This window comes from Shewanella salipaludis, assembly GCF_012911865.1.
GTDB classification, from domain to species: Bacteria; Pseudomonadota; Gammaproteobacteria; order Enterobacterales; family Shewanellaceae; genus Shewanella; species Shewanella salipaludis.
Genome location: NZ_JAAXYH010000008.1, coordinates 80,977 through 106,627 on the forward strand (window position 1 = coordinate 80,977; position 25,651 = coordinate 106,627).

Consider the following 25,651-nt stretch of genomic DNA (forward strand, 5'->3'; position numbering starts at 1 on the left):
GCAGCTTGTTCGCCCCGGGGCGCTTTGGGGAGAGCCACGCCCTAGCACCTGAGCGCTGGGGCGTCGCTGCAACCGTTGCCGCTTATTGGGGCAGCCGGGCCAGCAGGGGTTTGAGGAAGCGCGCCGTATGTGAACTCGGATGCTCTGCCACGGTTTCCGGGGTGCCGGTCGCCAGTATCATGCCGCCACCGGCGCCGCCTTCTGGACCCAGATCTATGATCCAGTCGGCGGTCTTGATCACATCCAGGTTATGCTCTATGACCACTATGGTGTTGCCGTGGGACTTGAGCCTATGCAGCACGTCCAGCAGCAGTTGGATATCGGCGAAATGCAGCCCGGTCGTGGGTTCATCCAGGATATACAAGGTGCGGCCGGTATCGCGTTTGGACAGTTCCTTGGCGAGCTTGACCCGCTGGGCCTCACCGCCGGACAGTGTGGTGGCGCTCTGCCCCAGGCGTATGTAGGACAGGCCCACATCCATCAGGGTCTGCAGTTTGCGGGCGATGGCAGGTACCGCATCGAAGAAACTGCGGGCATCCTCGACCGTCATCTGCAGCACTTCGTGAATGTTCTTGCCCTTGTACCTGACCTCCAGGGTCTCGCGGTTGTAACGTTTGCCCTTACAGGAATCGCAGGGGACATACACGTCCGGCAGGAAGTGCATCTCCACCTTGATCAGTCCGTCGCCCTGACAGGCCTCGCAGCGACCGCCCTTGACGTTGAAGGAGAAGCGGCCGACCTGGTAGCCGCGCTGGCGGGATTCCTGGGTGGCGGCGAAGATCTCCCGTATCGGGGTGAAGATGCCTGTGTAGGTGGCCGGGTTGGATCTCGGGGTGCGGCCTATGGGGCTCTGATCTATGTCGACCACCTTGTCGCAGTGATCCATGCCTTCGATGCGATCGAAGGGCGAGGGTTCATCGACCGTGGCGCCGTTGAGCATGCGATGGGCTATCTTGAAGAAGGTGTCGTTGATCAGCGTCGACTTGCCGGAGCCAGACACGCCTGTGACGCAGGTGAACAGGCCGACGGGCACAGTCAGGTCGACGTTGCGCAGGTTGTTGCCGCGGGCGCCGAACAGCTCTATCACCTTGTCTTTGTCGAAGGCGGTGCGCGCTTCCTTGATGTGAATGTTGCGCTTGCCCGAGATGTACTGGCCCGTGACCGAGGCCTCGCAGGCGATGATATCTTCTATGGAGCCGTCACATATGACTTCGCCGCCGTGGACACCGGCGCCCGGGCCTATGTCTATCACATGATCCGCCATGCGGATGGCATCTTCATCATGCTCGACCACTATGACGGTGTTGCCCAGATCCCGCAGGTGGATCAGTGTCTGCAACAGGCGTTCGTTGTCACGTTGGTGCAGGCCTATGGAGGGTTCGTCGAGCACATACATGACGCCCACCAGGCCGGCGCCTATCTGACTCGCCAGGCGGATGCGCTGGGCCTCGCCGCCGGAGAGGGTCTCGGCCGAGCGTGACAGGCTCAGGTAGTTGAGGCCGACATTGACCAGGAAGCCGAGGCGATCCCGCACTTCCTTGAGGATCTTCTCGGCAATCTGCGCCTTCTGGCCGCTGAATTCCAGGGCGGTGAAATAGTCCATCGCCTCGCCAATCGACCAATTGGTCAGCTGCGGCAGGTTCAGTTCATCGATGAAGACGTTGCGGGCTTCTTCCCTGAGGCGCGAGCCGCCACAGCCCTGGCAGGCCTGGGTGTTGATGAACTTGGCCAGTTCCTCGCGTACCGAGTTGCTCTCGGTTTCACGGTAGCGTCTGTCCATGTTGTTCAGTATGCCTTCGAAGGGGTGGGTGCGTACCACCACATCGCCGCGATCGTTGATGTACCTGAAGGCGATCTCTTCCTTGCCCGAGCCGTAGAGCACCAGCTTGCGCACCTTGTCGCTCAGCTGTTCGAAGGGTTGCTCTATGTCGAACTTATAGTGTTCGGCCAGCGAGCCGAGCATCTGGAAGTAATAGAAGTTGCGTCTGTCCCAGCCGCGGATCGCCCCGCCGGCCAGTGACAGCTCGCTATTGGTGAGCACCCGCTCGGGATCGAAGAACTGTTGCACCCCCAGGCCGTCACAGGTAGGGCAGGCGCCGGCTGGATTGTTGAAGGAGAAGATCCTCGGCTCCAATTCCGCCATCGAATAACCGCATTGGGAGCAAGCGAAGTTGGCCGAGAACACCAGTTCTTCCTTGGCCCCTTCTTCCATGCTGGCGATGATGGCGATGCCACCGGATAACTCCAGCGCCGTCTCGAAGGATTCCGCCAGGCGTTGCTGTATGTCGTCACGCACCTTGAAGCGATCTACTACGACTTCTATTGTGTGTTTGACATGCAGGTCCAGGGTCGGAGGATCTGTCAGATCACAGACTTCGCCGTCGATACGGGCGCGGATATAGCCCTGGGCCGATAAGCCTTCGAGTAACTTGACGTGCTCGCCCTTGCGACCCTTGACCACGGGCGCCAGCAACATCTGCCGGCTGTCGGCCGGCATCTCCAATACCTTGTCCACCATCTGGCTCACCGTCTGGGCCGCCAGCGGTTGGCCGTGGGTCGGACAGCGAGGCTCGCCAACCCGGGCGAACAAGAGGCGCAGATAGTCGTAAATTTCCGTGATGGTCCCGACTGTGGAACGCGGATTATGGGAGGTGGATTTCTGTTCTATGGAAATCGCCGGGCTCAGGCCCTCGATATGATCGACATCGGGTTTTTCCATCAGGCTCAGGAACTGGCGCGCATAGGCGGACAAAGATTCGACATAGCGTCGCTGACCTTCCGCATACAAGGTATCGAAGGCGAGGGAGGACTTGCCCGAACCGGATAGTCCTGTAATAACAATGAGTTTATCCCTGGGGATAGTCAGGTTGATATTTTTGAGATTGTGCGTGCGGGCACCGCGTATTTCAATCTTATCCATCTATCGCTCTAGGTTCACATGCTGAAGAAAAAGAGCCCAAGTATCGCACAGTTCCGCCGCCGAGTTTAGCGGATTGTGTGTTTTGCTCTCGCAGCCCCCGGCTCCCCAGGGTTTGCTTTGGGCGGATTCCTTTTGAGCTAAATTAATCGCCTGTGGTAACATGCGCCCCTCGCAATTTTTCACCTCGGGACAAAATCATGGCAGCTAGCGGACTCTCTGGCACAGAGAAGAAAGTCGCGTTTTCCTTGGCCAGTGTATTCGGTTTGCGCATGATGGGGCTGTTCATGATCATGCCCGTCTTCGCGCTCTACGGTCAGCATCTGAGTGGTTTCTCGCCCTTATGGATAGGCATAGCCATAGGCGCCTACGGCCTGACGCAGGCGCTGTTGCAGATCCCCATGGGGATCTTATCCGACAAGATAGGCCGCAAGCCGGTGATCCTCGGTGGCCTGGTGTTGTTCGCCATCGGCAGCCTGATCGCCGCCAATGCCGACAGCATCTATGGGGTGGTGTTTGGCCGGGCGGTACAGGGCATGGGCGCCATCGCCGCCGCCGTGTTGGCACTGGCGGCGGATCTCACCCGGGACGAGCAGCGTACCAAGGTGATGGCCATCATAGGCATATGCATAGGCTTCTCCTTCGCCCTGGCCCTGCTGGTCGGCCCCATAGTGGCCCAGCATCTTGGCCTGTCCGGGCTCTTTATCTTGACTGCGGCGCTGGCGGTGCTCGGCATGGTCATAGTGCAGGCTCTGGTGCCGAATCCTATTTATCAGGCCCCAAGAGGCGATACAGTCGCGGCGCCGGCGCGGCTCAGGCGCATGCTGGCCGATCCCCAATTGTTCCGTCTCGACGCGGGTATTTTCATCCTGCATCTGGTGTTGACGGCCGTGTTTGTTGCCCTGCCGCTGGATCTGGTGGATGCCGGCCTGGTGAAAGAGAAGCACTGGATGCTGTATTTCCCGGCCTTCATCGGCGCCTTCTTCCTCATGGTGCCGCTGATCATCATAGGGGTGAAAAAGAAGAACACCAAGGCCACCTTCCAGATAGCCCTGGTGATCATGATGCTGGCGCTGGCAGGGATGGCGCTGTTCAGCCATAGTCTGACGGCCCTGAGCATAGCCATACTCTTATTCTTCACCGGCTTCAATTACCTTGAGGCCTCCCTTCCCAGCCTCATCGCCAAGTTCTGCCCGGTCGGGGAGAAAGGGTCGGCCATGGGGGTCTATTCCACCAGTCAGTTCCTGGGGGCCTTCTGCGGCGGCATGCTCGGCGGCGGGGCTTACCAGTTATTGGGTGCCCAAGGGGTATTCGAGTTGGCGCTCGGACTCATGCTGTTATGGCTGTTGCTGACCCTGGGGATGGCTAACCCTGTGATGTTAAAAAGTTATACCCTGGCGGCGCAGGTTGCGGACAAGAGCCAGGCTCAGGTGATGGCGACACGCCTGTCACAACTCCCGGGTGTGGCCGAGGCTATTGTGGTCTTGGAGGAGAAAGTGGCATATTTAAAGGTAGATGAGTATTTCGATTTAAGACAAGCCAGAGCTGTGTTAGGCTCTCCCAATTAATCGTGTTTTAGTGAAGATCGCAGGAGATTTTTGATGGCCAGTCGTGGTGTGAACAAAGTAATTCTGGTTGGCAATTTGGGGCAAGATCCTGAAGTTCGTTATATGCCCAATGGCAATGCAGTTGCAAATATCACAGTGGCAACCAGTGAGTCCTGGAAAGATCAACAGGGTCAACAGCAAGAACGTACCGAATGGCATCGTGTGGTGATGTTCGGCAAGCTGGCGGAAATTGCCGGTGAATACCTGCGCAAGGGTTCGCAGGTGTATCTGGAAGGCAAGCTGCAGACCCGTAAGTGGAAAGATCAGCAAGGTCAGGACAAGTATACTACCGAGATAGTGGTAGATCAGAGCGGCAGCATGCAGATGCTGGGTTCGCGCAACCAACAGGGTGGCCAGGGCGCGCCCATGGGCGGCGCCCCTCAAGGTAACCAGGGCTATGGCAATGCGCCGCAGCAGCAGTACGCCCCCAAGGCGGCTCCGGCTCAGCAGCCTGCACAGCAATACAATGCACCGCAGCAACAGACTTATGCCCAGCCAGCGGCACCGCAGCAGCCGGCACAGCAAGGCTATGCGCCTAAGCCCCAGGCGGCTCCTGCCTACCAGCAGCCGGCCCCGGCCCAACGTCCTGCGCCACAGCCACAGCAGCCACAACAAAACTTCACTCCAGACCTGGATGATGGCTGGGATGACGATATTCCATTCTAGGCCATCCCGCGCCGACATGAGCGCCGAAGCTTGAGTCTGACTTGAGCCGAGAGTGGAAATCATGAGCCCCGCAGTTAATCTGCGGGGCTTTTTGTTGGCTGGGATCCGAGTGTCTTTTTTTGGGAGGGAGAGGGGCAGCCTTATGGGGCCTTATGCTCGAAAATCGTCGGCTTTCAGCCCCTGAGCTTTAAGCCCCAGAGCTTGAAGCGAGCGTCGAGCAAGGAGAACTGCTCGTCCTGTCCAATAACGTCCTATCCAATGACGTCCATGTCAACAAGTCAGTTAGGCATCCCAACCTCTCGCTCATAAGCGCGAAAATTACCGATTTCCATTTGCCCTGCAGCAACTTAGATGGGGAGAGAACTCCTTCGGCAGCCGGGTTTACCTCGGCACTTGGGTTTTAAAAGCCATGTGTCTGCCCTGCTTCTGTGATGTTCAGCTTCCAGGGTTGTCGCTCTTCTACATTAAAACTGTTGCATAAATGTAAATTTAGTTTTAGTTTATTTTCTGCTCAAGAACGAGCGGTGGAAATATTCCAATAAGCATGGAAGAAACAAGGATTTATTATGAATAAAATGTTGAAAGCTTTGGGGGCCGTTTCGGTTCTCTGTTTCGCCCAGTCTGCACTTGCGGCCGATCTGGTCTGTCACCTTAACGTCAAGAGCGGCGGTAATGTCTATGGCAATGGTACGGCTCACTGCAGCGGTTTAGATTTCAGTTTCGGCAGCAGCACCTCGGGTTCATACAATATCGTCAACATCAACAAGATGGTCAAGTCGGTAATCTGGAGTGGTAATGCCAAGTGTTCCGGCGGAACTTCCTGCGGTGTCACAGTGCGTGCCTACTCAGTCAATCAAGCCAGTGCCACTATCCTGTATCAGGATGGTACCTGGGAACAGACCAACACCGCGACCATGGAATATGAAACCGGTAAGTAAGCGGCAGGCGGTATGACGTTTGGAGAGGCGATAGCCTCTCCTTTTTGTTGTTTGCAGAACGGTAGACAAAAATAACCAAGACACCCATAGCTCCTGACGCTATCGGGAGTCTCTATTGATATCAGATACTTCCCGGGATCAGGTCTCCTCCAAAAAGTACTCTCTACCCAATAAACACTGTTGCCGTGATTGGCTGCGACAACATTGAGCGGCACACCAAAGAGGCCTGTTGAGCAAATCATTCACCGGCAAGCCAATCCCCAGTCCGTTTTTCGCCGCCAGCTGACAGCCTGACGAACTGGCATACCCAGTCTCATGGCTTTGGTGAGCAGCTTCACGACTGCCAGTGCCAGCAAAGGGGAATTAAACTGACCTTTGCGCATTGACGCGGTTTCGATAGCCTATCTACCGATAAAGAGTGCTTAGTTATATTCAGGTCAATTAATTGCAGATGCTATGCTTGGATTTTCCCCATGTCATGTCGGTTCTGGGGAGTACTTACAGGCTCCTGTCGCAAAGATTGCAATAGGTTCATCTATTTAGGTAACAACGCAGCCTAACATAGTTGGCATCGAGATTCGGACTGTAACAGTCGAACCAGGTCATAGCAGTCATGAATACGCTAACCGCATCACCCAAAAGTACTAATCCTTTCTTCTGTTTTGCGGGTTTAACTTGCCAATTTGTCATCTTCCTGCTCTAGGTGGATAACCAGCCATTCAGATTGCTGTTATTGTGAACAGGCTTTTTTTAACGGGAACAATGGCATAAGTATATAGCTGCTTGGCACTGTCATTGGCGCAGCTCAATATTGCCAATACATCATAGGATAACGCCGGCATATGTTAAACAGACTCATATTGATGCCACTGATATTCGGCCTGATGGGGCCTGTGATGGCCGAAGAGGCAGAGATTGAAATCAGTGGATTGGTGATCGACAGGACACTGACCCGCTTCGGTAAAGATTTCAGTTTTTATTATTCAGGCTACTGGAGGGATCTGCCCTTTACCCAAGGCTTCAATGTCACGCTGAATGAAACTGTTTTCCCCCAGGCGGGCACGCAACTCAGGGTAGCCGTCAACGGCACTCAAATCTATATGACTTACTTTGGCCGCCGGGCCAGCCCGGTCAAGGAGAGGGCCGAACAGGCGATATTGTTGACTATTGACTATATCGCCAAGGTTAGAGCCAACGCCATTACGGGTGAGATGGCCGATGTATCAGACGATTATTAGGATGACAGCAGTGAATTACAGGATGTTAATCATGACGGCATCGGCCGTAGCAGCCAGTTATGCCCAAGGTACGGAACTGGTTTATACCCCGAACAATCCCAGCTTTGGTGGCTCGCCACTCAATGGCGCTTATCTGCTGAATAAGGCCAATGCCCAAAACGACAACAAGGCCGAGGATACGGAAAAGGACTTTGTGACACGTTTCAAGGAATCACTCGAGCGAAATATCATGAATACCATAACCCGTGGCGTAGCCAATGGTGAGATCACCGATGGTACTTATGACACAGGGGACTTTCGCATCGAAGTGGCTTCGGTCGGTGGCGGCGTGATGCTGACTATCACCAACCTGCTGACGGGTGAAGTGACAGTCATTGAAATGCCGACCTTTGGAGGCTAGGGGATGAGAAACATCATACCTTGTCTGGGCGTTCTGCTCCTGTCGGCCTGCAGCTTGATCCCCAAGCCGGAACTGAACATCATCGAAGCTCAATTGAACCCAGTGAGCGAGACCATGCTGGCGCTGCAAGCCAAGCCTGGGCCCAGCCATCCTATTCCAGTGGCGATTTATTCGTTCAGGGATCAAACCGGGCAATATAAGCCACAGCAAAATGTCAGCTCTTTTTCGACGGCAGTGACTCAGGGGGCGACCTCCATCTTGATCCAGACCCTATTGGACTCTAAATGGTTCATTCCCGTCGAACGGGAGGGGTTACAAGATCTGTTGACGGAGAGGAAGATCAGCAAGAAGCAGCCGGGGAATGCCGTTGACCCGGATATCCCCCCGCTCACCAATGCCAGGCTGCTGTTGGAAGGGGGCATAATAAGTTACGAAACCAATATCAGCTCGGGTGGTGCCGGGGTCGAATACTATGGTATCGGCGCTTCGGAGCTGTACCGGGAAGATCAAGTGACCATCTACCTGAGAGCCGTCGACGTACATAGCGGGAAGGTGATGATGTCTGTGTCGGCGACCAAGCGTGTCTTCTCACAGGAGATGCGTGCCGGCTTAATGCGCTTTACCAGTTTGAATCGACTGGCAGAAGCGGAAGTGGGTTTCACCACTAACGAGCCGGTGCAATTCTGCGTGCAAAAGGCCATAGAACTCGCAGTGGCGGAAATGGTGGCTAGGGGGGTCAAGCTGGGGTATTGGAATTCGGCAGAGGTCAAGGCCGCCAACATGACTATGACGTCATCATGACGCAGCCTAGGCTATTGGCCGAGACGGCGCAGCGGGTTGCTGCATCCAGGTTTGGAACTGGCCTGTATGCCTCGGAGTTTAATTCTGTTTGCTGTTGAATTTTTGGGTTAATTTATTCTACCATGCCAATTTGTTGGTCTGTTGTACCGCCATTGATGGCGTTGACGGTAGAAGGGAACTGCTTGGGCTCGTGGTGCCATTCTAATGGACTAGGAAGAGTAGGGTTCATCCTGAAAAGGAGGGGGCGCTATCATTGTCAGGGAGAAGATGTACATGATTAAAATCGATGAGCTTGTGTTTATCCATCAGATTTCGGCTCCATGCCATTTAGCGATATTGGCCGAGTCTGTAGGTTTGAAAACACGTGTTGTCAGCCAGATTTCAGAGCTATCCGTGGACAAAGATGATCATAGTTTCTGTCTCGTGCCGCAACGCGGCATGGCCTTGGATAACAAGGGGATCCCTTTAGTAGCTTCACGGCTAATCGCCCAATTTCCTGTCGCGCTTTACCAGGTTGACCAGGATAGATTGGAGGCAGAGGCTGCATTATTACTCGGGATCAAGGGGCTGTTATTTGCCGATCAAGGCATGGACTCACTACTGACAGGGCTAAAGAAGATGCTTGCCGGTGAGCTCTGGTATGACAGCAGCCTGATCAGCAGGGTATTCAGCCAGCTGATCAAGCGCTTCGATGGTGACAAGGAGGGCGTGCAGGATACGGCTGTCATGCTGCAGATGCTCACCAGTCGGGAACGAACCGTCATCAATCTCGTGTCGAGCGGGGCCAGAAACAAGGAAATCGCCCACAGCCTCTGCATCAGCGAGCACACGGTTAAGGCACATATTTCATCAATATTCAGAAAAACCCAGTCGCGGAATAGGGTCGAATTGTTAAGGTGGGCACAAACATATCAGAGTCATTTCAGGCTCTGCTCCTGAATTCAACAAGCCCTTAAGCTGTCTCTTAAGTTGTATTGGTTTCGGCATGGACTGACATAACAATAGGGAGCCGGGGCTCCCTATTGTTATTGCCGGCATCCCGCCTTAGTTCTGGATCACGGTCGCAGTGTTGAAATCACCGGACTGGGTCACACTTATGCTGTTATTGCTGCCCGTTTGAGATCCTGCCACCAGGTTATCGTTACCCGCTTGGGCTATCACTAAGCTGTTGCCATCGCCCTGCACGACAAAGGCCGAATCGGCTTCGCCGCCCACCCAGTTGCCATTACCCGTTTGGGTGATCATGGCGGTGTTTTCATCGCCGCCCAGGATAAGATCTATCAGGTTGAGCTCACCCGTTTGTGTCGCTTCGACATCCGTGTTGTCTGTGCCTATGACAGTGATGAGCACCTCGTTATCCTTGCCATCCTGTTCGATATCCACTTCGTTGTCGCTGCCCTGAACGTCGGCATAGCCGAAGTTGTCATTGCCTTCGAGGGCGATTTCAATATCGTTATCCTCACCTTCGGCGAACGCCGTGATTGTATTGTTGTCGCCGTCGGAGCTCAGGTTGAAACTATTGTCCTCGCCGTACACTCCGAACGTGGTGAAGGCGTTATTCCCTTCCTGGTCGAGTGAAATATTGTTTTCATTGCCCCAGATTTGGAATTCGGCCGTATTGTTATTCCCTTCCTGCTCTATGTCCAGGCGGGTATCATTGCCCTGGATCTCGGCGATTTTTGTATCGCCTATGATGTTGCCCGTGCCGGCCTGAGTGATTTCTATGTCGTTGTCATTCCCTGTCACCCCGGCCAGAAAGGCGGTATTGTCTGTGCCGCGTTGACTGATTTCAATCTCGCTATCCGAGCCCGTCATGGCATAGACGAAGCCTGTGTTGTTGTCGCCGGTTTGAGATATATCGAAATGATTGTCGTCACCGGCGGCCCCTTTTACCGCGCCCAAATTGCCGCTGCCTTGCTGATAGACTTCAATATCGTTGTTGTTGCCTATGTTGGGGGTAATATCGGCTGAAATCATACCCGCGACGTTGTTATCGCCAATTTGGGTGATGCTGCCATCGTTACCTTGGCCCTCAACCCGGAAAACGCCGAAGTTGGTCGCGCCTTCCTGGTTGATGAGTGCGGTATTGTCATCGCCATTCAGTTCGACGACGCTTTCATTGCGCTGACCGGCCTGGATGACTTCTGCGCTGTTATTATCCCCAGCGACTTCTATGCCGGACTCATTGAAATAGTCAGCCTGGGCTACCAGTGTGGTATTGGTGTCGCCGTCGACACTGATCTTGCTGATGTGCCAGTCATCTGTCTGCGCCACTTCTATCCTGTTAGCCGTGCCTTTGGAGTCTGTGTAGGCTTCCATCCAAACCCCATCTTGTTTGACTGTGGCAGACTGAAAATCGCCTTCTTGGTTGATAACGGCGGCATTGAGAATGCCTGTTTGTTTAACATAGGCATCCTGGCCGGCAACCGCCTCTGAGCTATTGGTCGTTTGACTGATGCTGGCGCTGTTGGCCGTGCCAGCGAAAGCCGCCGAGCTCATGCCCAATCCAGCCGTGATGGCCAATGCAATCATAGATTTCGTCATAGTTAATTTCATGGAACATTCCCTGTTAATATTGAGTTATTGTAATTTCGGCGCCATCTGCAATCTGTTCTATTGAGAAGCTCGCACTGCCGAGTTGGTTTAATTGCACCAGGTTGTCATTACCTATCTGGGTAATGGCCGCTTGGTTGCGTATGCCTGCCTGATGCAGCGCTACTCGGTTATTCCCACCGTATTGGGCGACATCTGCTTGGTTATTGGAGCCCGTTTGCAGCACTGAGGCACTGTTATCATTCCCCGACTGCATGAGAGTGGCGTGATTGAATGAACCGAGTTGGACCAGGCCGATGAGATTGCCCCGTCCGGAACTTTCGAGAAGTGTTTGCAAGGTGACGGGTAATTCTTGGAACGACCTATTATCTTCTATGTCGGCGGCCGGCGCCTTGGCCGCGCCGAGCAGCATGAAAACAATAAGTGCAGTGGATGTTAATGTTCGCACTCGACACTCCTTATCTTGGTTTGAACCGCTAAGATCATTTATTGCTAACCTGCCTTAGCCTGTGAGTTCTGCTCAACTCGAGCCAGGAAACTCCCGTCCCGGGTCAAGCTAACAACTCAAGTTACAGGCATATTAAATTGTCACAATCGGAAGAAAGTCTATTTATGCCGAACGGGAGTCAGACCCAGAGTATAGAAATTAATAATGTGGTTTATTATTGTTTTATATGGTTTTTATCTTTTATTTTTCCATTCCCTGGTGTTTGTTTGCCACATTTCTAGCGCCATCGGCCTAGTAGTAAGGTTGTAAAAAATGTTAACAGCCTTTTAATTTCTCTGGGCGTGTGGCAACAATCTCTGTCGTGCAGAAACGTCGGATTTTCACGCTGTGGCCGTTATGGTGAGTATGCAATGCCAGCTCCAGCTGCACAGGGAAGTGGTTCCGGGACCGTGATATCAGGGATTGAATAGGAAGTGAGAATATGTTGAATAAATTGTCACCGTTGGCGCTTGCCATAGCAGGCATCTTGGCTGTTTCGACCGCGCCAGTACAGGCGAAGGTGGCTAACGGCCACGAATACATAAAAGACTCCATGATCGTTGTTTTTAAAGATAATGCCACCGAGCCAGAGCGTATGTCGGCCCGGCGTTTGGTCAGGGGCACCATGAGGGATGCGAATGCTGACGGTGTCGATGATAAATTCTCCCGTTTATTGAATGGCAAGCTGGCACGCCTGTCGCTGCGCTCCGGCTCGAATGTTGAGCAAGCCATTAAAATGATCAGTCAGCATCCGGCGGTGAAATATGCCGAGCCTAACTATCTGGTCCGCGCCATAGGGACACCAGATGATCCCGACTTTGTGTCGCTGTGGGGGATGCATAACACGGGGCAAAATGGCGGGACGGCCGGTGCCGATATAGATGCGGTTGAGGCCTGGGATATCACCACGGGTGATGCCTCAGTTGTGGTAGGGGTGATAGATACCGGGGTGGATTACAATCATCCGGATCTTGCGGCCAATATCTGGACCAACCCCAATGAAATTCCGGGAAATGGGATAGATGATGACGGTAACGGAGTCATAGACGATGTTCATGGCTACAGCGCAGTCAACAATAATGGTGATCCCATGGATGGCAACGGCCATGGTACCCATGTGTCTGGCACCATAGGTGCCAGGGGCAACAATGGTGTCGGTGTGGTGGGGGTCAACTGGGACGTGTCTATCGTCGCCTGCCAATTCCTCGATGCCGGTGGTTCGGGCTCGACTGCGGATGCCATTGCCTGTATCGATTACATGACAGATCTCAAGCTGAATCATGGCGTCGACATCAAGGCGACCAATAACTCCTGGGGTGGCGGTGGTTTCAGCCAGGCATTGAAGGATGCGATCGAATCCGCCGGTGATGCGGGGATCCTCTTCTTCGCGGCGGCAGGCAATGATGCGGTAGACAATGATGCCAACCCGCATTATCCATCCAGCTATGACTCCGACGCCGTCATGTCCATTGCCAGTACCGATCGTAATGACAACATGTCCAGCTTCTCCCAATGGGGTTTGACCAGTGTCGACATGGGCGCACCGGGCACGGCTATCCTCTCGACGACGCCGGGCAATACTTACTCGACCTATTCTGGTACTTCGATGGCGACCCCACATATGACGGGCGCCGCCGCCTTGGTTTGGTCCATCAATCCGGATCTCTCCCCGCTGGAGATGAAGCAACTGTTGATGGACTCGGGCGATGCCAACGCGGCGCTGACGGGAAAAACCGTTGCCGGCACGCGCTTGAACCTGGCCAAGGCGTTGGAGCTGGCCGATCCTGCTCCAGGTTATCGTTTCAGCGTGACTCCCATGTCACAAACGATCGAAGCCGGTGCTAACACAAGCTACAGCTTCAGTGTCGGCAGCATCGCCGGCTGGAATGCGTCAGTCGCCCTGAGTGTGGCAGTGTCACCCGCCCTCGAGGGCGTGTCCCTATCCACAGACTCGGTGGTTGCGGGGGACAGCTTCACAGTCGACGTCACGACGGCCGCGACTACCCCCTGGGGAGATTATCGCATTACCGTTTCGGGGGACGATGGCAGTCTCCAGAAACAACAAGCAGTTTCGCTCAGTGTCTTACCTCAAGGCATTACAGACTTCACTTATGGCAACGACGATGCCGTCGCGATTCCGGATAATGATGCCACTGGCATCGTGAGTGAGATAGAGGTCGCCGATGACGTGCAGATCTTCGGTGTTAATGCCGACGTGAACATCAGTCATAGCTGGATTGGCGATCTCGTGGTCAGACTCAGATCTCCGACAGGAATCGAGGCTGTGCTGCACGACCGTGCCGGCGGCAATGCCGATGACTTAGTGCAAGCCTGGGATTTGAGCGTTTTTAACGGTGAAATGGCCAAAGGCACCTGGACCCTCTCCGTCAGCGATCATGTGGGCGCGGATACGGGAACATTGAATAGCTGGGGCATGGTGATCTCTGGGTTGGGTGATGCTGCGCCTTCGGTGCCGGTAGCGAGTTTCGACTATCGTCTGGATGGCTTGGATGTGGTTTTCACCAACAGCAGCACAGACAGGGATGACGACATAGTCGGTTACAGCTGGGACTTCGGCGATGACTCTGTGTCATCTGAGATGAACCCAACCCATGCTTATGCCATGGCGGGCAGCTATAGGGTGACCCTGACGGTCACGGATGCCGAAGGCAATACCGATGCCGCCAGCTCGCAACTCGAGGTATTTGAACACAGCATAAGTGTCGCCGTGGCTCAGGCCAAGCTGTCTCGCCGTGGCAGCGCCCTGGTCGATTTGATCTGGGATGGGGCCTCTGGCGAGTCGGTGGCGATTTACCGTGATGGTGAAATGGTAGCGACCACGGCCAACGATAGCCGTTACCGGGATCGCTTTACCGATGCAGCCGCCGCCGTCGAGTATAAAATCTGTGAAGTAACGACGAGCCTGTGCTCTCAACCCGTGACCGCACGCTTCTGATTAAGCATGCGCCTCTTCTTTAGCGGCCTCAGGGCCGCTTTTTTTTTTTTATCTCAATCATCGGGGCCGTGGTTTGGCTCATGGCTTGAGCTGGCTCAAGCCATTTTAGCCCGATGCGGGCTTGGCAGCCGAGTCGCTTGGTTGAGGCGGCAGTATTGTCGCTGAAGTCGAAGCCGTCGCCCTAAGAGGCACAATGGCCGCATGTCGCCAGCCTGTGTCAGTGTTTGGCGGGTTTTTGTTTGTACCAGATCCAGAAACCGCTGAGGCTGACCAGCAACAGGGCCAGGGCGAAGAGATCCCAGATCCAGACGCTGGTGGCACCCAAGAGGCGACCGCTGTGGAGATCCAGCAACACACGTTCCCAATTGAGATTGGCACCTCGGGCATTCTGGACGAGCTCAGGGGAGGCCGCTGCCAATGGCGTCGCCCAGGCTATGGGGGCCAGGGGCATGGCTTGCACCCAGTCGATGAGCTGGTCATCGCTCTGATAGTAGCCTTTTGGGGTCCTGAGCCAGACTTGTTGCTCACCTATCACGGCGAGAGCCTGGAGCTCCTGGGGTAAGCCTGTGCTGGCGTTCTGGGTTTCCAGCAGCCGCCCCTGGTTGTCGAATAGGTACAGTTGGTTGGCATCTATCGCCAGTATGAGTTCCCCAAGGCGGGCGGCACTGATGAGCCGGGTCTGGGTTTCCAACAACAAGGCTTTGCCGTGCCAGAGCTGCTTGTCTGTGATGAGCAGGGGCGCCGCGCCTGTGCCAAATTGCGCCACATGGTTCGGAACCTGGATGCCATAATAATCCAGCAGCCAGCCTTGATGGACTTGTTTTTGGGCGAGATTGAAATCCTGGCTATGGTTGATGGCGACTCCCGTGAGGGTCAACAGCAGCACGAACAGCACGCTGACTATGCCAAGACGCCGATGCCAGGGCCGCAGTTGACGCAAGATTCTGATGCGTAAGCTTTTCTGCCTCGAGGCTCTATGGGTTGCGTCCAGGTGTTTTCGGATCATAGATTACTTTTATGTTTGGGGGATCTGGCTGTTCAGGTAAAGGGCGATGCGCGAGAGCTTGGTTAAGGCTCTGACGGACAAGGTGGCGCCGGTGATACCGTCTATATGCCTATCGAGTTGCAATTCCTGGGTTAGTCTGGCGGATTTAAACTGATCAGTAAAGAAGTCATGGCGCACTTCGTCGCCGCGGCTCTCACGATAGATGAGCACCTTGGTCTGAACTATCTGCTGGTCGCGAATGTGGATGCCGACCGTGATGGGAGATTCCTTGCCGATTTCTTCCAAAATCCACACAGTATCTTGCCCTCGCTGCCAATAGCGCAAGCGCAGCTTGTTATAGTCGTGGGCCAAGATCGAGGCCATGACGGCTTTGTTGTCGTCCGTTAACCAGAGCAGCTTGGGTTTGGGGATGCGCTGGGTTAATCCTGGCTCGCCGGTTGCCGGGGGATTAAGGGGTTCATTAAAGGCGTGGGCTATGAAGTCTTCGTTGCTTTGATAGACATCGGCCCGGACGGGCAAACAGAGAAAAATGGCACTCAGGCCCGAGACCAACAAGAGGGTACGGATAAAGGCTGATGTCATCGAGGTCCTCACTTAGCCTATGGAATAAACGGGGGCCAATCTGGCCCCCGGTTAACTCGAGTGTCCTTGTCAGGACAAGTGGCTAAACCGCCGGCGGGTTAGAACTGGTAACCCACTCCCAGGTTAAAGCCGTCGGCGTCTTTAGCGCCACCCACGATTTCGTAGTCGGCCTTGAAGACCACGTTCTCATGCAACCAGTAGTTTACACCGAAATTGGTCTGGGTCACTTCTGTGTCGTTGCCGTTACCCGCTTCGTTATCCCACTCGTTGTAGCGGGCGAAGATGCCGACTTTTTCGTTGAAGCGATAGGCTGGCTCTATGTAGAAACCTTTCTGTTTGTCACGGCCCAGGGCTTCGGCGGCGGCATTGTCTATATCCCACTGGGCATACAGGGCTTTAACCGTGAAGTTTTGGATGCTGTAGATGGCGTGGGCGCTGAACAGGGTGGCAGAGGCAGAGTCGGCCAGGCTGCTCTGGGCAATGTCAGACTGATACTGCAGCGTGGCAGCCAGTTCCAGGCCAGGGACCGCAGTGTATTTCACCCGGCCTGTGTAGGCCAGATCCTCGGCGGCGGCTTCAGATACCTTTTGGCGACCGCCACGTACCTTGAAATCTTCTCCTACTTTCAGACCCGAGGTTACGGCTGCATCGAATGCCAGGCCTGGAGCCGCCTTGACGTTCAGCGCCAGACCGCCTTCCCACCAAGTGACGGGCAGGATGTTTTTCTCGACCGGGTTACGCTCAACACCGTAGAAGGCAGGTGGCTCGTGGGTTTCGTTCATGATACCCACAGGCATCAGGAAGAGACCGGCTTTACCCGTCAGGCTGTCGCTGAAATCATGTTCTATATAGGCCTGTTCCAACTCGACTTCACCTGCGTCTTCTTCCTTGTGAGAGGCGATAACGTGTTCGACTTCCAGTTCGGAGAAGAAACGTGTCTTGTCGTTGAACTCATGACCGAAGAACAGCACGAAGCGATGGAAATCCATCTCTTTCTTGTCTGTGTCATTGAGGTTGTTATGTATGTTGTTGTAGTGCAGTTCGCCGTAACCGCCTATGTTAGTGGCGCTCTTGGTCGATGCGCTTGCCTCGACCACATCGGCAGTCTGTTCGACGCGCTGTTCTGTGGCTTCCAGACGCTTCTCTAAGTCTTTCAGTACCTTCTGTTGCTGCGCTATGATCTTGCGCAGTTCCTGAGTTTCCTCGGAAGCCATGGCCTGGTGGCTGGCAAACAGGCCAAGCAGTGCGGTAGCTAGCAGTGTCTTCTTCATCATATATCCCCGATTATTTTTGTAAGTCTTGTGTAAATTTGTGCAGGATTTTACCAATTGATTCGAGTAATGCAAATAATTCGCATTTATTTTTGATTTATATCAAAGATGCTGAGCTCGGCGTCGCCGGCCATGGAGGACAGAACCCACGGGGAGCCGGAGCTAAGATTCTGAATGGCAAGTTAAATGCCGGATGAATACTAAATGAATGCTAAATGAAAGCAGCCAATCACAGGTGCCGGGGCAGTTAAAGCTAGCACTTCTGAAGTGCCGTGGCTTGTCAGCGTCGCAGCCGAGCCGGCGATTGGCATCTTGTGGCCATTTGGATGAACGAGAATGGCCGAGCCGCTATCTGCTCCCGAATCGAGTCATAGGATGAGTATTTGGTCGAAATTAGGGTAAACTGCGGGCTCATTTTGTCATCAGCTCCCATGCAGAGTCACCATAGATAGAGTAAATATGTTTTTAGCGCCTTATTTTTCCAAACAAGATCAGACACTCGCGGTTTCAGCACAGCAAGCCAGCGATTTCGCCAAGAAAATTGCCCAGGACTTTAATCCTATTCACGATGTCGGCGCCAAACGTTTCTGTGTGCCCGGTGACTTGTTGTTTTCCCTGGTCTTGACCCAATACGGCCTGAGCCAGAAGATGCGTTTCAGTTTTGCCGGCATGGTGGGTGATGGCGTCGAGCTGATCTTCCCCGAGACGGTCGCCGACAGTTTCTCTATTTGTGACAGGCGCGACAAGACCTATTTGCATGTCGAGCGTCACGGCGACATCAGCCGCTGCGATGCCCAGACCGAAGCCTTCATCCGCAGCTATGTGGCCTTCTCGGGACTGAACTTCATCCATATCCTGGTGCCCATGATGAAACAGCACCAGGTGATGATCAATCCGGATCGTCCCCTGGTGATCTACGAGAGCATGTCATTCGATCTCACCACCCTGGATTTTGTCGACGTCAGCCTGTCCCTGGTGGATCAAGAGCTGAAAATCGACGGCAAGCGTGGCGACGTGACCCTGACATTCGAACTCCACAGCGGTGATACCTTGGTCGGCACAGGGGTGAAGACCCTGGTGATGAGCGGCCTGCGTCCCTATGAGGAAGACAAGGCACAACAGATGTGTGCCCAGTACGAATCCTACCGTGACGCCTTCTAAGCCGGCGCATTGACCGCCTGAGAGCAGATCCCAGGGCATAGCCGACTATGCCCTGTGTTCCTTCCCCATTCCCCTGTCGCCGTCATGGCATAAGCTTAGGTGCCGAAGCCTGCATTGCCGCCCCCGTACTTGCTTGACTGAATCCCCCCGACAGCCATCCCAGGATGAGCCTAAGTATTTGGCTGTTCTGACATTCCTTAATTTTGCCATGGCGTTTGAACAAAGGGGATCCCTGAACTACCTTTGAACACTCGGCATCGTATTGGCTGCCGGGTGTTCACCCCTCACATTTGGCTCGCTTTTAAGGATGAAAGTTATGCAATCGTTACCGCCCCGCGTAATGCGCGACTATCTGTTCGACGCACTCAATCAATTAAATATCAAGCAAATTTTCGGTGTTCCCGGCACCAACGAGATCCCCATAATAGATGGGACTTCCTATCCGGAAAATAAGGTCGAGTACATAGAATGCCTGCACGAGAACATCGCCATGGGGGCGGCCATGGGCGCGGCACGTATGACGGGGGAACCCGGGGTGCTGCTGGTGCATATCACCCCTGGGATCGCCCATGGCATAGGCAACCTGTTCAACGCCAGTCGCTCCCAGGTGCCCCTGGTGATCTTGTGTTGTCAGCAGCAGAATGAGTTGGTCACCCAGGAACCTTTGCTGTCGTCCAACATTGCCGAGCTGGCCAAGCAATACTGTAAATGGTCCCATGAATTGCGCACCGCCTACGAATTTCCCCTGGTGCTGCAGCGCGCCTTCAAAGAGGCCAAGGCACCCGCCTGCGGCCCTGTGTTCATCTCCATCCCCTGGGAATTTATGATGGCAAAGCCCCTTCCGGGGTTGCCTGAGAGACTCCCCGGCATCACCAGGATCCCGGACAATTTCGCCGGCGATGCCGATGAAATCGCCCGCCTGGCCGCCCGTTTCGCCCAGGCAAGAAAACCGTTGATCGTCGCCGGCGATGGGGTAGGTTATGCCGGTGCGACGGCGGAGTTGCAACGCCTGGCCGAAGCCGTGGGCGCCCCCGTGGTGTTGCAGACCTTCAGCAGCCTGGCCAACTTCCCCAATGACGACTACCACTGGCAGGGGGAACTGCCCGGCAATCAGGCCATGCTGCAGGCCCTGTTCGGTGAGCACGACGTGGCCTTCCTCGTGGGTTACAGCAACCAGGCGCAGGTGACAGTGTTCAACTATGCCGATGGCCCGCTGATCCCCGACAGTGTCGACATTCTCTATCTGGCCAACAACACCTGGGACATAGGCAAGAACTATTACGGCAGCCATGCGGTACTCGGTGGCGTTAAGGCCAGCCTGGAAAAAATCAATCAGGCTGTGGCTTACCAGACACTGACGAAGCAACAGCTGCTGGAGCGGGATGAGCGCAATCAACATTTGAGTCGGCTCAGTCTGCAGCGCCGCCAGGACTGGCAGGCTTATCTGTCTCAGGCCAGGCTGCAGGACTGTATCAATCCGGCCTTGATCCCCCATTACCTGGCGCAGACCATAGTCGCCCGTAACTTGGCCAAGGAGTTTGTCTATGTACACGAGGCCGTCTCCGACAGCGCCAGCTTTCAGTATCTGATGCCGCTGACTCAGGAAATGAGCCAGCCGATAAGTTATTACTGCGTCTCCGGTGGCTCCCTGGGGTGGTCCATGCCTGCGTCCCTGGGGATCAAGCTGCAACCCAGGGCCGTGCAGGGGGTGACCCCCAAGTTGGTGATCAATGCCGTGGGTGACGGTTCTTCGCTCTTCTATCCACAGGTCTGGTGGACCGCCGCCAAGCACCAATTGGCTGTTCTCTATATCATCACCAACAACAGGGAATACCACACCCTGCAGAATGGCCTGGAGGAGGTGATCGACTCCTATGGCTGGCAGCCGAAACGTAAGCCGCTGACCTTGGACACGGATGACGGTGCCGACTACCGCAATTACGAAGTGGACTATCTGTCGTTGCAGCACCCTCAGTTGGATTTCTGCCAGATCGCCACGGCCATGGGGGCGGGGATTCAGGGGCGTGTGGTCGCAAAAGTAGAGGAACTGGAGCCGGCCCTGACCTTGGCCGTGGATTATGTCCTCGGCCAGAACAAGCCCTATGTACTGGATATCCGTACCCAGCGCGATCCTCAGGCCGTCGGTGGCAGTGCGCTCGCCAATGGCGTGTGCAGACTGCCTTCATTGAATTATTTCCATAAGGCCTTACTGGATGAAATATCGCCGGATGCCGGCAGCTATCTGGCGTAATAACTCATAGAGATAATCAAGGATGAAAACCATGCAGAACAATCATTTCGATATAGCGATAGTGGGCGGCGGCATGTCGGGTGTTTACAGCGCCTGGCAACTTAAAAAGCAATTTCCGGGTAGTTCCATCGCCCTGTTCGAAGGCAGTGAGCGCATCGGCGGCCGGCTCCTGTCGGTCAGGGCCCCTGGGGTGGACAATATGGTGGCCGAGCTCGGCGGGATGCGCATCCTGGATGCGCAGCGCCAGCCGCTGATCAATGCCTTGCTTAAACAGATCAACGAGTTTGCCTCCTTAACTCAACCCATAGAACTCTATCCTTTCCCTGTGGATACCCCGGTCAACCTGGCCTATCTGCGCGAGGTGCGCCTGCGGCTGCAGGATTACCAAAGCAATCCCTATGCCTTGCCCTACAACTACAGTTTTGCCGCCTTCGCCCAGACCCCGGGCACCGTGATGATAGATGCCATCGAGGAGATAGTGCCGGGCATCACGGCGGCGCATTTGACCGAAAGGGAGCGGCGCGAGATGGCGCAGCGGGCCGAATTCCAGGGCAAGATGCTGTATGAGCAAGGCTTCTGGAATGTGCTGCAACAGGTGCTGACCAATGAAGACTACCACTATTGTCTCGATGCCGGCGGCTATGACTCGACCATGTCGAACTGGAATGCCGCCGATGCCATCCCCTGGTTTCTGACCGATTTCGGTGATGACGTGAGTTATCACGGCTTCAAGCTGGGGTTTCAGCAGGTGCCACTGGCGCTGGCCAAGGAGTTCAGTGCCCTGAATGGTGAGCTGCATATGGGCCATAAACTGATGGGCTTCAGCCAGGAGGATGGCCGGTTCGAGCTGAACTTCAGCTGCAACGGGACCGAGCGTCAATGCAGCGCCACTCACTTGGTGCTGGCGATGCCGCGGCGGTCGCTGGACTTGTTGGAGAATACCTGTCCGCTGTTACAGCTGCCCGAGGTGAAACAGCTCACCTCCAGTGTGACCCCCAGGCCCTTGTTCAAGCTCTTTACCGCTTATCAACAACCCTGGTGGGTCGAGCAGTCGGGTATCGAAGCCGGACGCAGTGTCACAGACTTGCCGGTGCGCCAAACCTACTACTGGCCAACCTCCGAGGGCAAGCCGGCCCTGAGCGGCCCCGCCATTCTGATGGCCAGCTACGACGACGGGGTGAATGTCGGCTTCTGGGATGGCTATCGGCAGAAACGTGGCCTGGCGTGGCGGCAACAGCTGGAAACCCTGCCGCTGAGCGATGCCCAGGCCTTCAGCGCGGTCAAGTGCAACCGACAGGACATAGACCCTCAGTGGCGCGCCCACCAAGCCCCCGCCGGCATGGTGACCGAGGTGACCCGTCAGCTGAACCTGATGCACGACGTATCGCCGAGTGAGGAAGCCAACAGCCAACCGACCCAGGCGGCATTTCGTGACTGGGGTGACGATCCCTATGGCGGCGGTTGGAATAGCTGGAACATAGGAGTGCAAAGCAATCTGGTGAAACACAAGATAGTGCAGCCGCTGGAGCATGCCAGGTTATTCATCTGTGGCGAGGCCTATTCGGATGGCCAGGGTTGGGTCGAAGGAGCGCTGCAGACGGCAGATCTGATGCTCGCCAGATTGATGAAGCAACTCTAGTCTTGATGCACAGGGCCCGGCGAAAGCCGGGCCCTGACTCGCAGCCGCTTAGGCTTGAATGCTGCAACCTTTGCCTCCATACACCTAAGCCCATCACTTCAGCCATCATTTAAGTTTTAGCCCAGCGCCGCTACCCCAGGCGACGGCCTGTTTGAGATTGAGTGCCGTTTCCCGCGATGATTTCGGTCCCGACCTGGCTAGAGTAAGGCATCATTCCTAACAGAGAAATACACCATGACAACCTCAGCCAGGTCGGCATCACTTTTACAGAGCTTCACCCTATTACACTCACATAGAGTGCCGCTGCTGTTACCCAATGCCTGGGATGCGGCGAGTGCCGCCCTGTTGCAAATGGCGGGCGCCCCCGCCATAGCGACCAGCAGTGCGGCTCTGGCCTGGTCATTGGGCTATGCCGATGGTGGCGCCTTGCCGCGAGCGGCGTTGCTGCATGCCGTCGAAGGCATAATGCGGGTCAGCAAGGTGCCCGTGAGTATCGATATAGAAGATGGCTACAGTCATGAGCCTCAGGCCGTCGCCGCCTTGGTCGCGGATCTGCTTGCCCTCGGGGTTGTCGGAGTCAACCTGGAAGACGGGAGTAAGCCGCCGGCGCTGCTGGTCGATAAAATCGGCGCCATTCGCGCCTCGGCGTCGAGCCGTGAGGTGTTCATCAATGCCAGGACAGACGTCTACCTGCGTGACTTGGCCGCAGGCGAGGAGGCCATAGCCATGACCCTGGCCCGTCTGTCTGCCTACCGGGCCGCCGGCGCCGATTGCGGCTTCATTCCCGGCATAGACTCGCAGCAGGTCGCAGCGCGTTTGGCCGAGGGTCTCGATATGCCGCTGAACTTCATGCTGCTGGATGGCGGCAGCCGGATAGCCGGGCTGTTCGAGGCCGGGATATCGAGATTCAGCCAGGGCCCCGCCCCTTTCCTTGGTGCCTATGCGGCCCTGTTGCGCGCGTCGTCCCATTTCCTGGGAAGCGGCCGCGAGGAGCAGACAGAAGCAGAGGCCAAGGAGTTAAGCTTCGCCAGGGTCAATGACTTGTTTGCCTGAACTGCACCCGAACGTGTCATTGGCTGAAACCTTACCCTTGGCGCCGGCATCTATGGCTTGCCTGTGTGTAAGTCATGCGGCTCTGCCTATTGTCCGGCACCGCCAGGCCGGTTAATTCATTCTGGGTTTCAATAGCTAAAAAGGTTTTTAATCGAAACCATTTGACAGTTACATAGGAATGGGTAAACTGGGTTTGTTTCGATACGAAACTTAAATGCGGTTTACACTTAAAGGAATAAAATCATGAGCAAACCTATTTTTTACCATGCCGGTTGTACTGTCTGTGTTGAAGCTGAACAAGCTGTTGCCAAAGCCCTTAACGCTGAAATCGTTCACTTGGGTGAGCAACCAGGACGTTTGGCCGAAGCGGAAGCGGCTGGTATTAAATCTGTACCTGCGGTATTGCTTGATGGTGGTGTTTTCCACATCAACTTTGGTGCAGCGCTGGCCGATTTGAAAGCGTAAGTGCACAATGATAAAGGTGGCTCGTCGCCACCTTTATGCCCCTGCTCCAAGACTCATGCTCCGGCGCCAAGATATGAGCGTCAACCCCCGGTCTCAATCCCTCTGCTATTCCCTCGTCCGGCTTAATCCAGGTAACTAAACCCAGGTAACTTAATCTAAGGTCTAAGCAGCTTAATCTAAATCGCTTATTCCCGTTAGCGCATGTTAGTCGCCGGCGCCGCTTGAAAACCATGCCGCTTTAAAGCTATGCCGCTCGCAATATGGCGCGCCGAAAGTGTAGGCCCGATGTTTCTATTGAGGTTGAGGATTGCTGTCAGTCAGGGCAGGGCAGTTTGAGTCGAAGAGGTAGGGTGTGTGCAGAAGGCCTGCCATCCCGGCAGGTCTGTCTGCGACCCATGTTTAGGACAATGCCTGCAGCGCGGCCTGGTAATCCGGCTCATTCGTGACTTCATCGACCAGTTCGGCATGTACTATGGTCTGGTTTTCGTCCAGCACCAATACCGCTCTGGCGTAAAGACCCGATAGCGGTCCCCCCTGCATTTTCACGCCATAATGTTCCGCCAATGACTGGGATTGATAGTCGGATGCGGTTATCGCGTTCTCTATTCCTTCTACCGCACAGAATCTGCTATAGGCAAAAGGCAGATCCAGCGAGGCAAATACCAGAGTGACATCGTCCCGGCTCGCCAGGTGTTGGTTGAAGGTTTTCAACTGCAGCGCACAGACAGGGGTATCTATGCTGGGAAATATATTCAATACGACCTTTTTACCCTGTAAATTGGCCAGGGTCAGCGGGGCTAATTTGCTGTCGAGTAAGCTGAAGTCCGGTGCAGTTTGACCCACTTCGGGGAATTTCCCCAAAACCTTTATGGGATTGCCTTTAAAGCTCAATGAAGTGCTGCCGGTTTCATCCTGCTGAGTCCAGCCCTGACGGCGCAGCCAGTCGGCCCAGATCTGTTGGGCTATGGGCTGCAATCTTGTGCCTATTTCTGTATTATCCAGGCGCAAGGAATTCACGTTTGTCGTGCCCGTGCTTGCGATTTCGGCCGTATGGCCAATCAACCATTGCTCCAAACCTGCGACTGTCACCTCGGGGTGGAATTGCACCGCCAAGCCAAAATCTTCAATGGCGAACGCTTGGTTGGGATAGTTTTCATTGCTGGCCAATAAGGTGGCGCCTGGCGGTAAGTCGAAGGTATCGCCATGCCAATGCAGTATCGCTTGCTCGCCCAATGCGGCCAATGGGTTCGCCACATTTGGGTTCAGGGTCAAGTTACCCCAGCCTATCTCTTTGGTATGTCCTGGGTAGACTCTTGCACCCAGGGCGCGAGCCATCAATTGTGCCCCCAGACAAATGCCCAGTATCGGTTTTTTTGCCGCGACTCTTTGTTGGATCAGCTCAATTTCATCTTGAATGAAGGGATATTCATTGTCATCGTACACCCCGATTGGACCGCCAAGGACCACCAATAGATCGCACTGGTTCAGTGCCGGGGTGATGGCGTCCTTACCCGCTTCTATGTAGTTGATCTGGGCGTTGAATTTGGCGAGGACGGGTTGGATATTGCCTAAATCTTCGAAGGCCAAATGCCTTATCACATTTACTTTTTTCATATTTTATTTCCAATGGGTACAGGATGAGCGGAACGCCGGCTGGCGC

Annotated in this window: 20 protein-coding genes; 13 read left to right on the forward strand and 7 right to left on the reverse strand. The window is 54.9% G+C overall.

The genetic code is table 11. The features are described 5' to 3' along the window. Window positions 1-82: 82 nt before the first annotated feature. Window positions 83-2,920 (reverse strand): excinuclease ABC subunit UvrA, encoded by a 2,838-nt coding sequence (gene uvrA / locus HC757_RS12105; RefSeq protein WP_169564635.1) that lies wholly within the window; start codon window positions 2,918-2,920, stop codon window positions 83-85. A gap of 197 nt (window positions 2,921-3,117) precedes the next feature. Between uvrA and HC757_RS12110 the strand changes: the two genes are divergently transcribed. The 7 genes from HC757_RS12110 to HC757_RS12140 all read left to right on the forward strand — a co-directional run bounded on the left by HC757_RS12110 (window position 3,118) and on the right by HC757_RS12140 (window position 9,506). After that, entirely contained in the window at window positions 3,118-4,485 is a 1,368-nt protein-coding gene (locus HC757_RS12110) for an MFS transporter (RefSeq protein ID WP_169564636.1), read from the forward strand. A gap of 33 nt (window positions 4,486-4,518) precedes the next feature. Further along, window positions 4,519-5,190: a single-stranded DNA-binding protein gene (ssb, locus tag HC757_RS12115; protein WP_169564637.1), complete on the forward strand. Its 672-nt coding sequence runs from the start codon at window positions 4,519-4,521 to the stop codon at window positions 5,188-5,190. A gap of 566 nt (window positions 5,191-5,756) precedes the next feature. Continuing rightward, window positions 5,757-6,128, forward strand: coding sequence for a hypothetical protein (locus HC757_RS12120; RefSeq protein WP_169564638.1), 372 nt, complete (start codon window positions 5,757-5,759; stop codon window positions 6,126-6,128). Between the two features lie 863 nt (window positions 6,129-6,991). Continuing rightward, window positions 6,992-7,366, forward strand: coding sequence for a curli production assembly/transport protein CsgE (locus HC757_RS12125; RefSeq protein WP_244623501.1), 375 nt, complete (start codon window positions 6,992-6,994; stop codon window positions 7,364-7,366). Window positions 7,367-7,388: 22 nt separating this feature from the next. Further along, window positions 7,389-7,766 carry a curli assembly protein CsgF gene (locus HC757_RS12130; protein ID WP_169564731.1) on the forward strand — a complete coding sequence of 126 codons (378 nt, stop codon included), beginning with the start codon at window positions 7,389-7,391 and terminating at the stop codon, window positions 7,764-7,766. 3 nt (window positions 7,767-7,769) lie between these two features. Further along, window positions 7,770-8,567: a CsgG/HfaB family protein gene (locus HC757_RS12135; protein ID WP_169564640.1), complete on the forward strand. Its 798-nt coding sequence runs from the start codon at window positions 7,770-7,772 to the stop codon at window positions 8,565-8,567. Window positions 8,568-8,840: 273 nt separating this feature from the next. Then, window positions 8,841-9,506, forward strand: a complete 666-nt coding sequence (locus HC757_RS12140; RefSeq protein ID WP_169564732.1) for a response regulator transcription factor — start codon at window positions 8,841-8,843, stop codon at window positions 9,504-9,506. Window positions 9,507-9,611: 105 nt separating this feature from the next. Here HC757_RS12140 and HC757_RS12145 read toward each other — a convergent pair whose 3' ends face one another. Both HC757_RS12145 and HC757_RS12150 read right to left on the reverse strand, forming a co-directional pair. Next, window positions 9,612-11,123 carry a curlin gene (locus HC757_RS12145; protein WP_169564641.1) on the reverse strand — a complete coding sequence of 504 codons (1,512 nt, stop codon included), beginning with the start codon at window positions 11,121-11,123 and terminating at the stop codon, window positions 9,612-9,614. Window positions 11,124-11,136: 13 nt separating this feature from the next. Further along, window positions 11,137-11,532, reverse strand: coding sequence for a curlin (locus HC757_RS12150; protein ID WP_169564733.1), 396 nt, complete (start codon window positions 11,530-11,532; stop codon window positions 11,137-11,139). 517 nt (window positions 11,533-12,049) lie between these two features. Here HC757_RS12150 and HC757_RS12155 point away from each other — a divergent pair. Continuing rightward, window positions 12,050-14,563 carry a S8 family serine peptidase gene (locus tag HC757_RS12155; protein ID WP_169564642.1) on the forward strand — a complete coding sequence of 838 codons (2,514 nt, stop codon included), beginning with the start codon at window positions 12,050-12,052 and terminating at the stop codon, window positions 14,561-14,563. A gap of 217 nt (window positions 14,564-14,780) precedes the next feature. On the opposite strand, the gene HC757_RS12160 is transcribed toward HC757_RS12155, so the two are convergent. From HC757_RS12160 to HC757_RS12170, 3 genes are all read right to left on the reverse strand, one after another. Further along, the gene (locus tag HC757_RS12160) at window positions 14,781-15,569 is read right to left on the reverse strand and encodes a PepSY-associated TM helix domain-containing protein (protein ID WP_169564643.1); all 789 of its coding nucleotides are present in this window, start codon (window positions 15,567-15,569) and stop codon (window positions 14,781-14,783) included. 9 nt (window positions 15,570-15,578) lie between these two features. Then, window positions 15,579-16,151: an FMN-binding protein gene (locus HC757_RS12165; RefSeq protein ID WP_169564644.1), complete on the reverse strand. Its 573-nt coding sequence runs from the start codon at window positions 16,149-16,151 to the stop codon at window positions 15,579-15,581. A 98-nt stretch (window positions 16,152-16,249) separates the two neighbouring features. Further along, window positions 16,250-17,422 carry a porin gene (locus tag HC757_RS12170; RefSeq protein ID WP_169564645.1) on the reverse strand — a complete coding sequence of 391 codons (1,173 nt, stop codon included), beginning with the start codon at window positions 17,420-17,422 and terminating at the stop codon, window positions 16,250-16,252. A 459-nt stretch (window positions 17,423-17,881) separates the two neighbouring features. Between HC757_RS12170 and HC757_RS12175 the strand changes: the two genes are divergently transcribed. From HC757_RS12175 to HC757_RS12195, 5 genes are all read left to right on the forward strand, one after another. Continuing rightward, window positions 17,882-18,583, forward strand: coding sequence for a DUF3581 domain-containing protein (locus HC757_RS12175; RefSeq protein WP_169564646.1), 702 nt, complete (start codon window positions 17,882-17,884; stop codon window positions 18,581-18,583). Window positions 18,584-18,899: 316 nt separating this feature from the next. Further along, on the forward strand, window positions 18,900-20,834 hold the full coding sequence (locus tag HC757_RS12180) for a thiamine pyrophosphate-binding protein (protein ID WP_169564647.1): 1,935 nt from the start codon (window positions 18,900-18,902) through the stop codon (window positions 20,832-20,834). Between the two features lie 31 nt (window positions 20,835-20,865). After that, window positions 20,866-22,473 (forward strand): flavin monoamine oxidase family protein, encoded by a 1,608-nt coding sequence (locus HC757_RS12185; RefSeq protein ID WP_169564648.1) that lies wholly within the window; start codon window positions 20,866-20,868, stop codon window positions 22,471-22,473. A gap of 234 nt (window positions 22,474-22,707) precedes the next feature. Continuing rightward, window positions 22,708-23,526 carry an isocitrate lyase/PEP mutase family protein gene (locus HC757_RS12190; protein WP_169564649.1) on the forward strand — a complete coding sequence of 273 codons (819 nt, stop codon included), beginning with the start codon at window positions 22,708-22,710 and terminating at the stop codon, window positions 23,524-23,526. A 243-nt stretch (window positions 23,527-23,769) separates the two neighbouring features. Next, the gene (locus HC757_RS12195; protein WP_211164393.1) at window positions 23,770-23,991 is read left to right on the forward strand and encodes a thioredoxin domain-containing protein; all 222 of its coding nucleotides are present in this window, start codon (window positions 23,770-23,772) and stop codon (window positions 23,989-23,991) included. Window positions 23,992-24,390: 399 nt separating this feature from the next. Here the strand turns inward: HC757_RS12195 and HC757_RS18940 are convergent, their stop codons facing one another. Further along, window positions 24,391-25,605, reverse strand: a complete 1,215-nt coding sequence (locus HC757_RS18940; RefSeq protein WP_211164394.1) for a glutamine amidotransferase — start codon at window positions 25,603-25,605, stop codon at window positions 24,391-24,393. Between the last annotated feature and the right edge of the window lie 46 nt (window positions 25,606-25,651).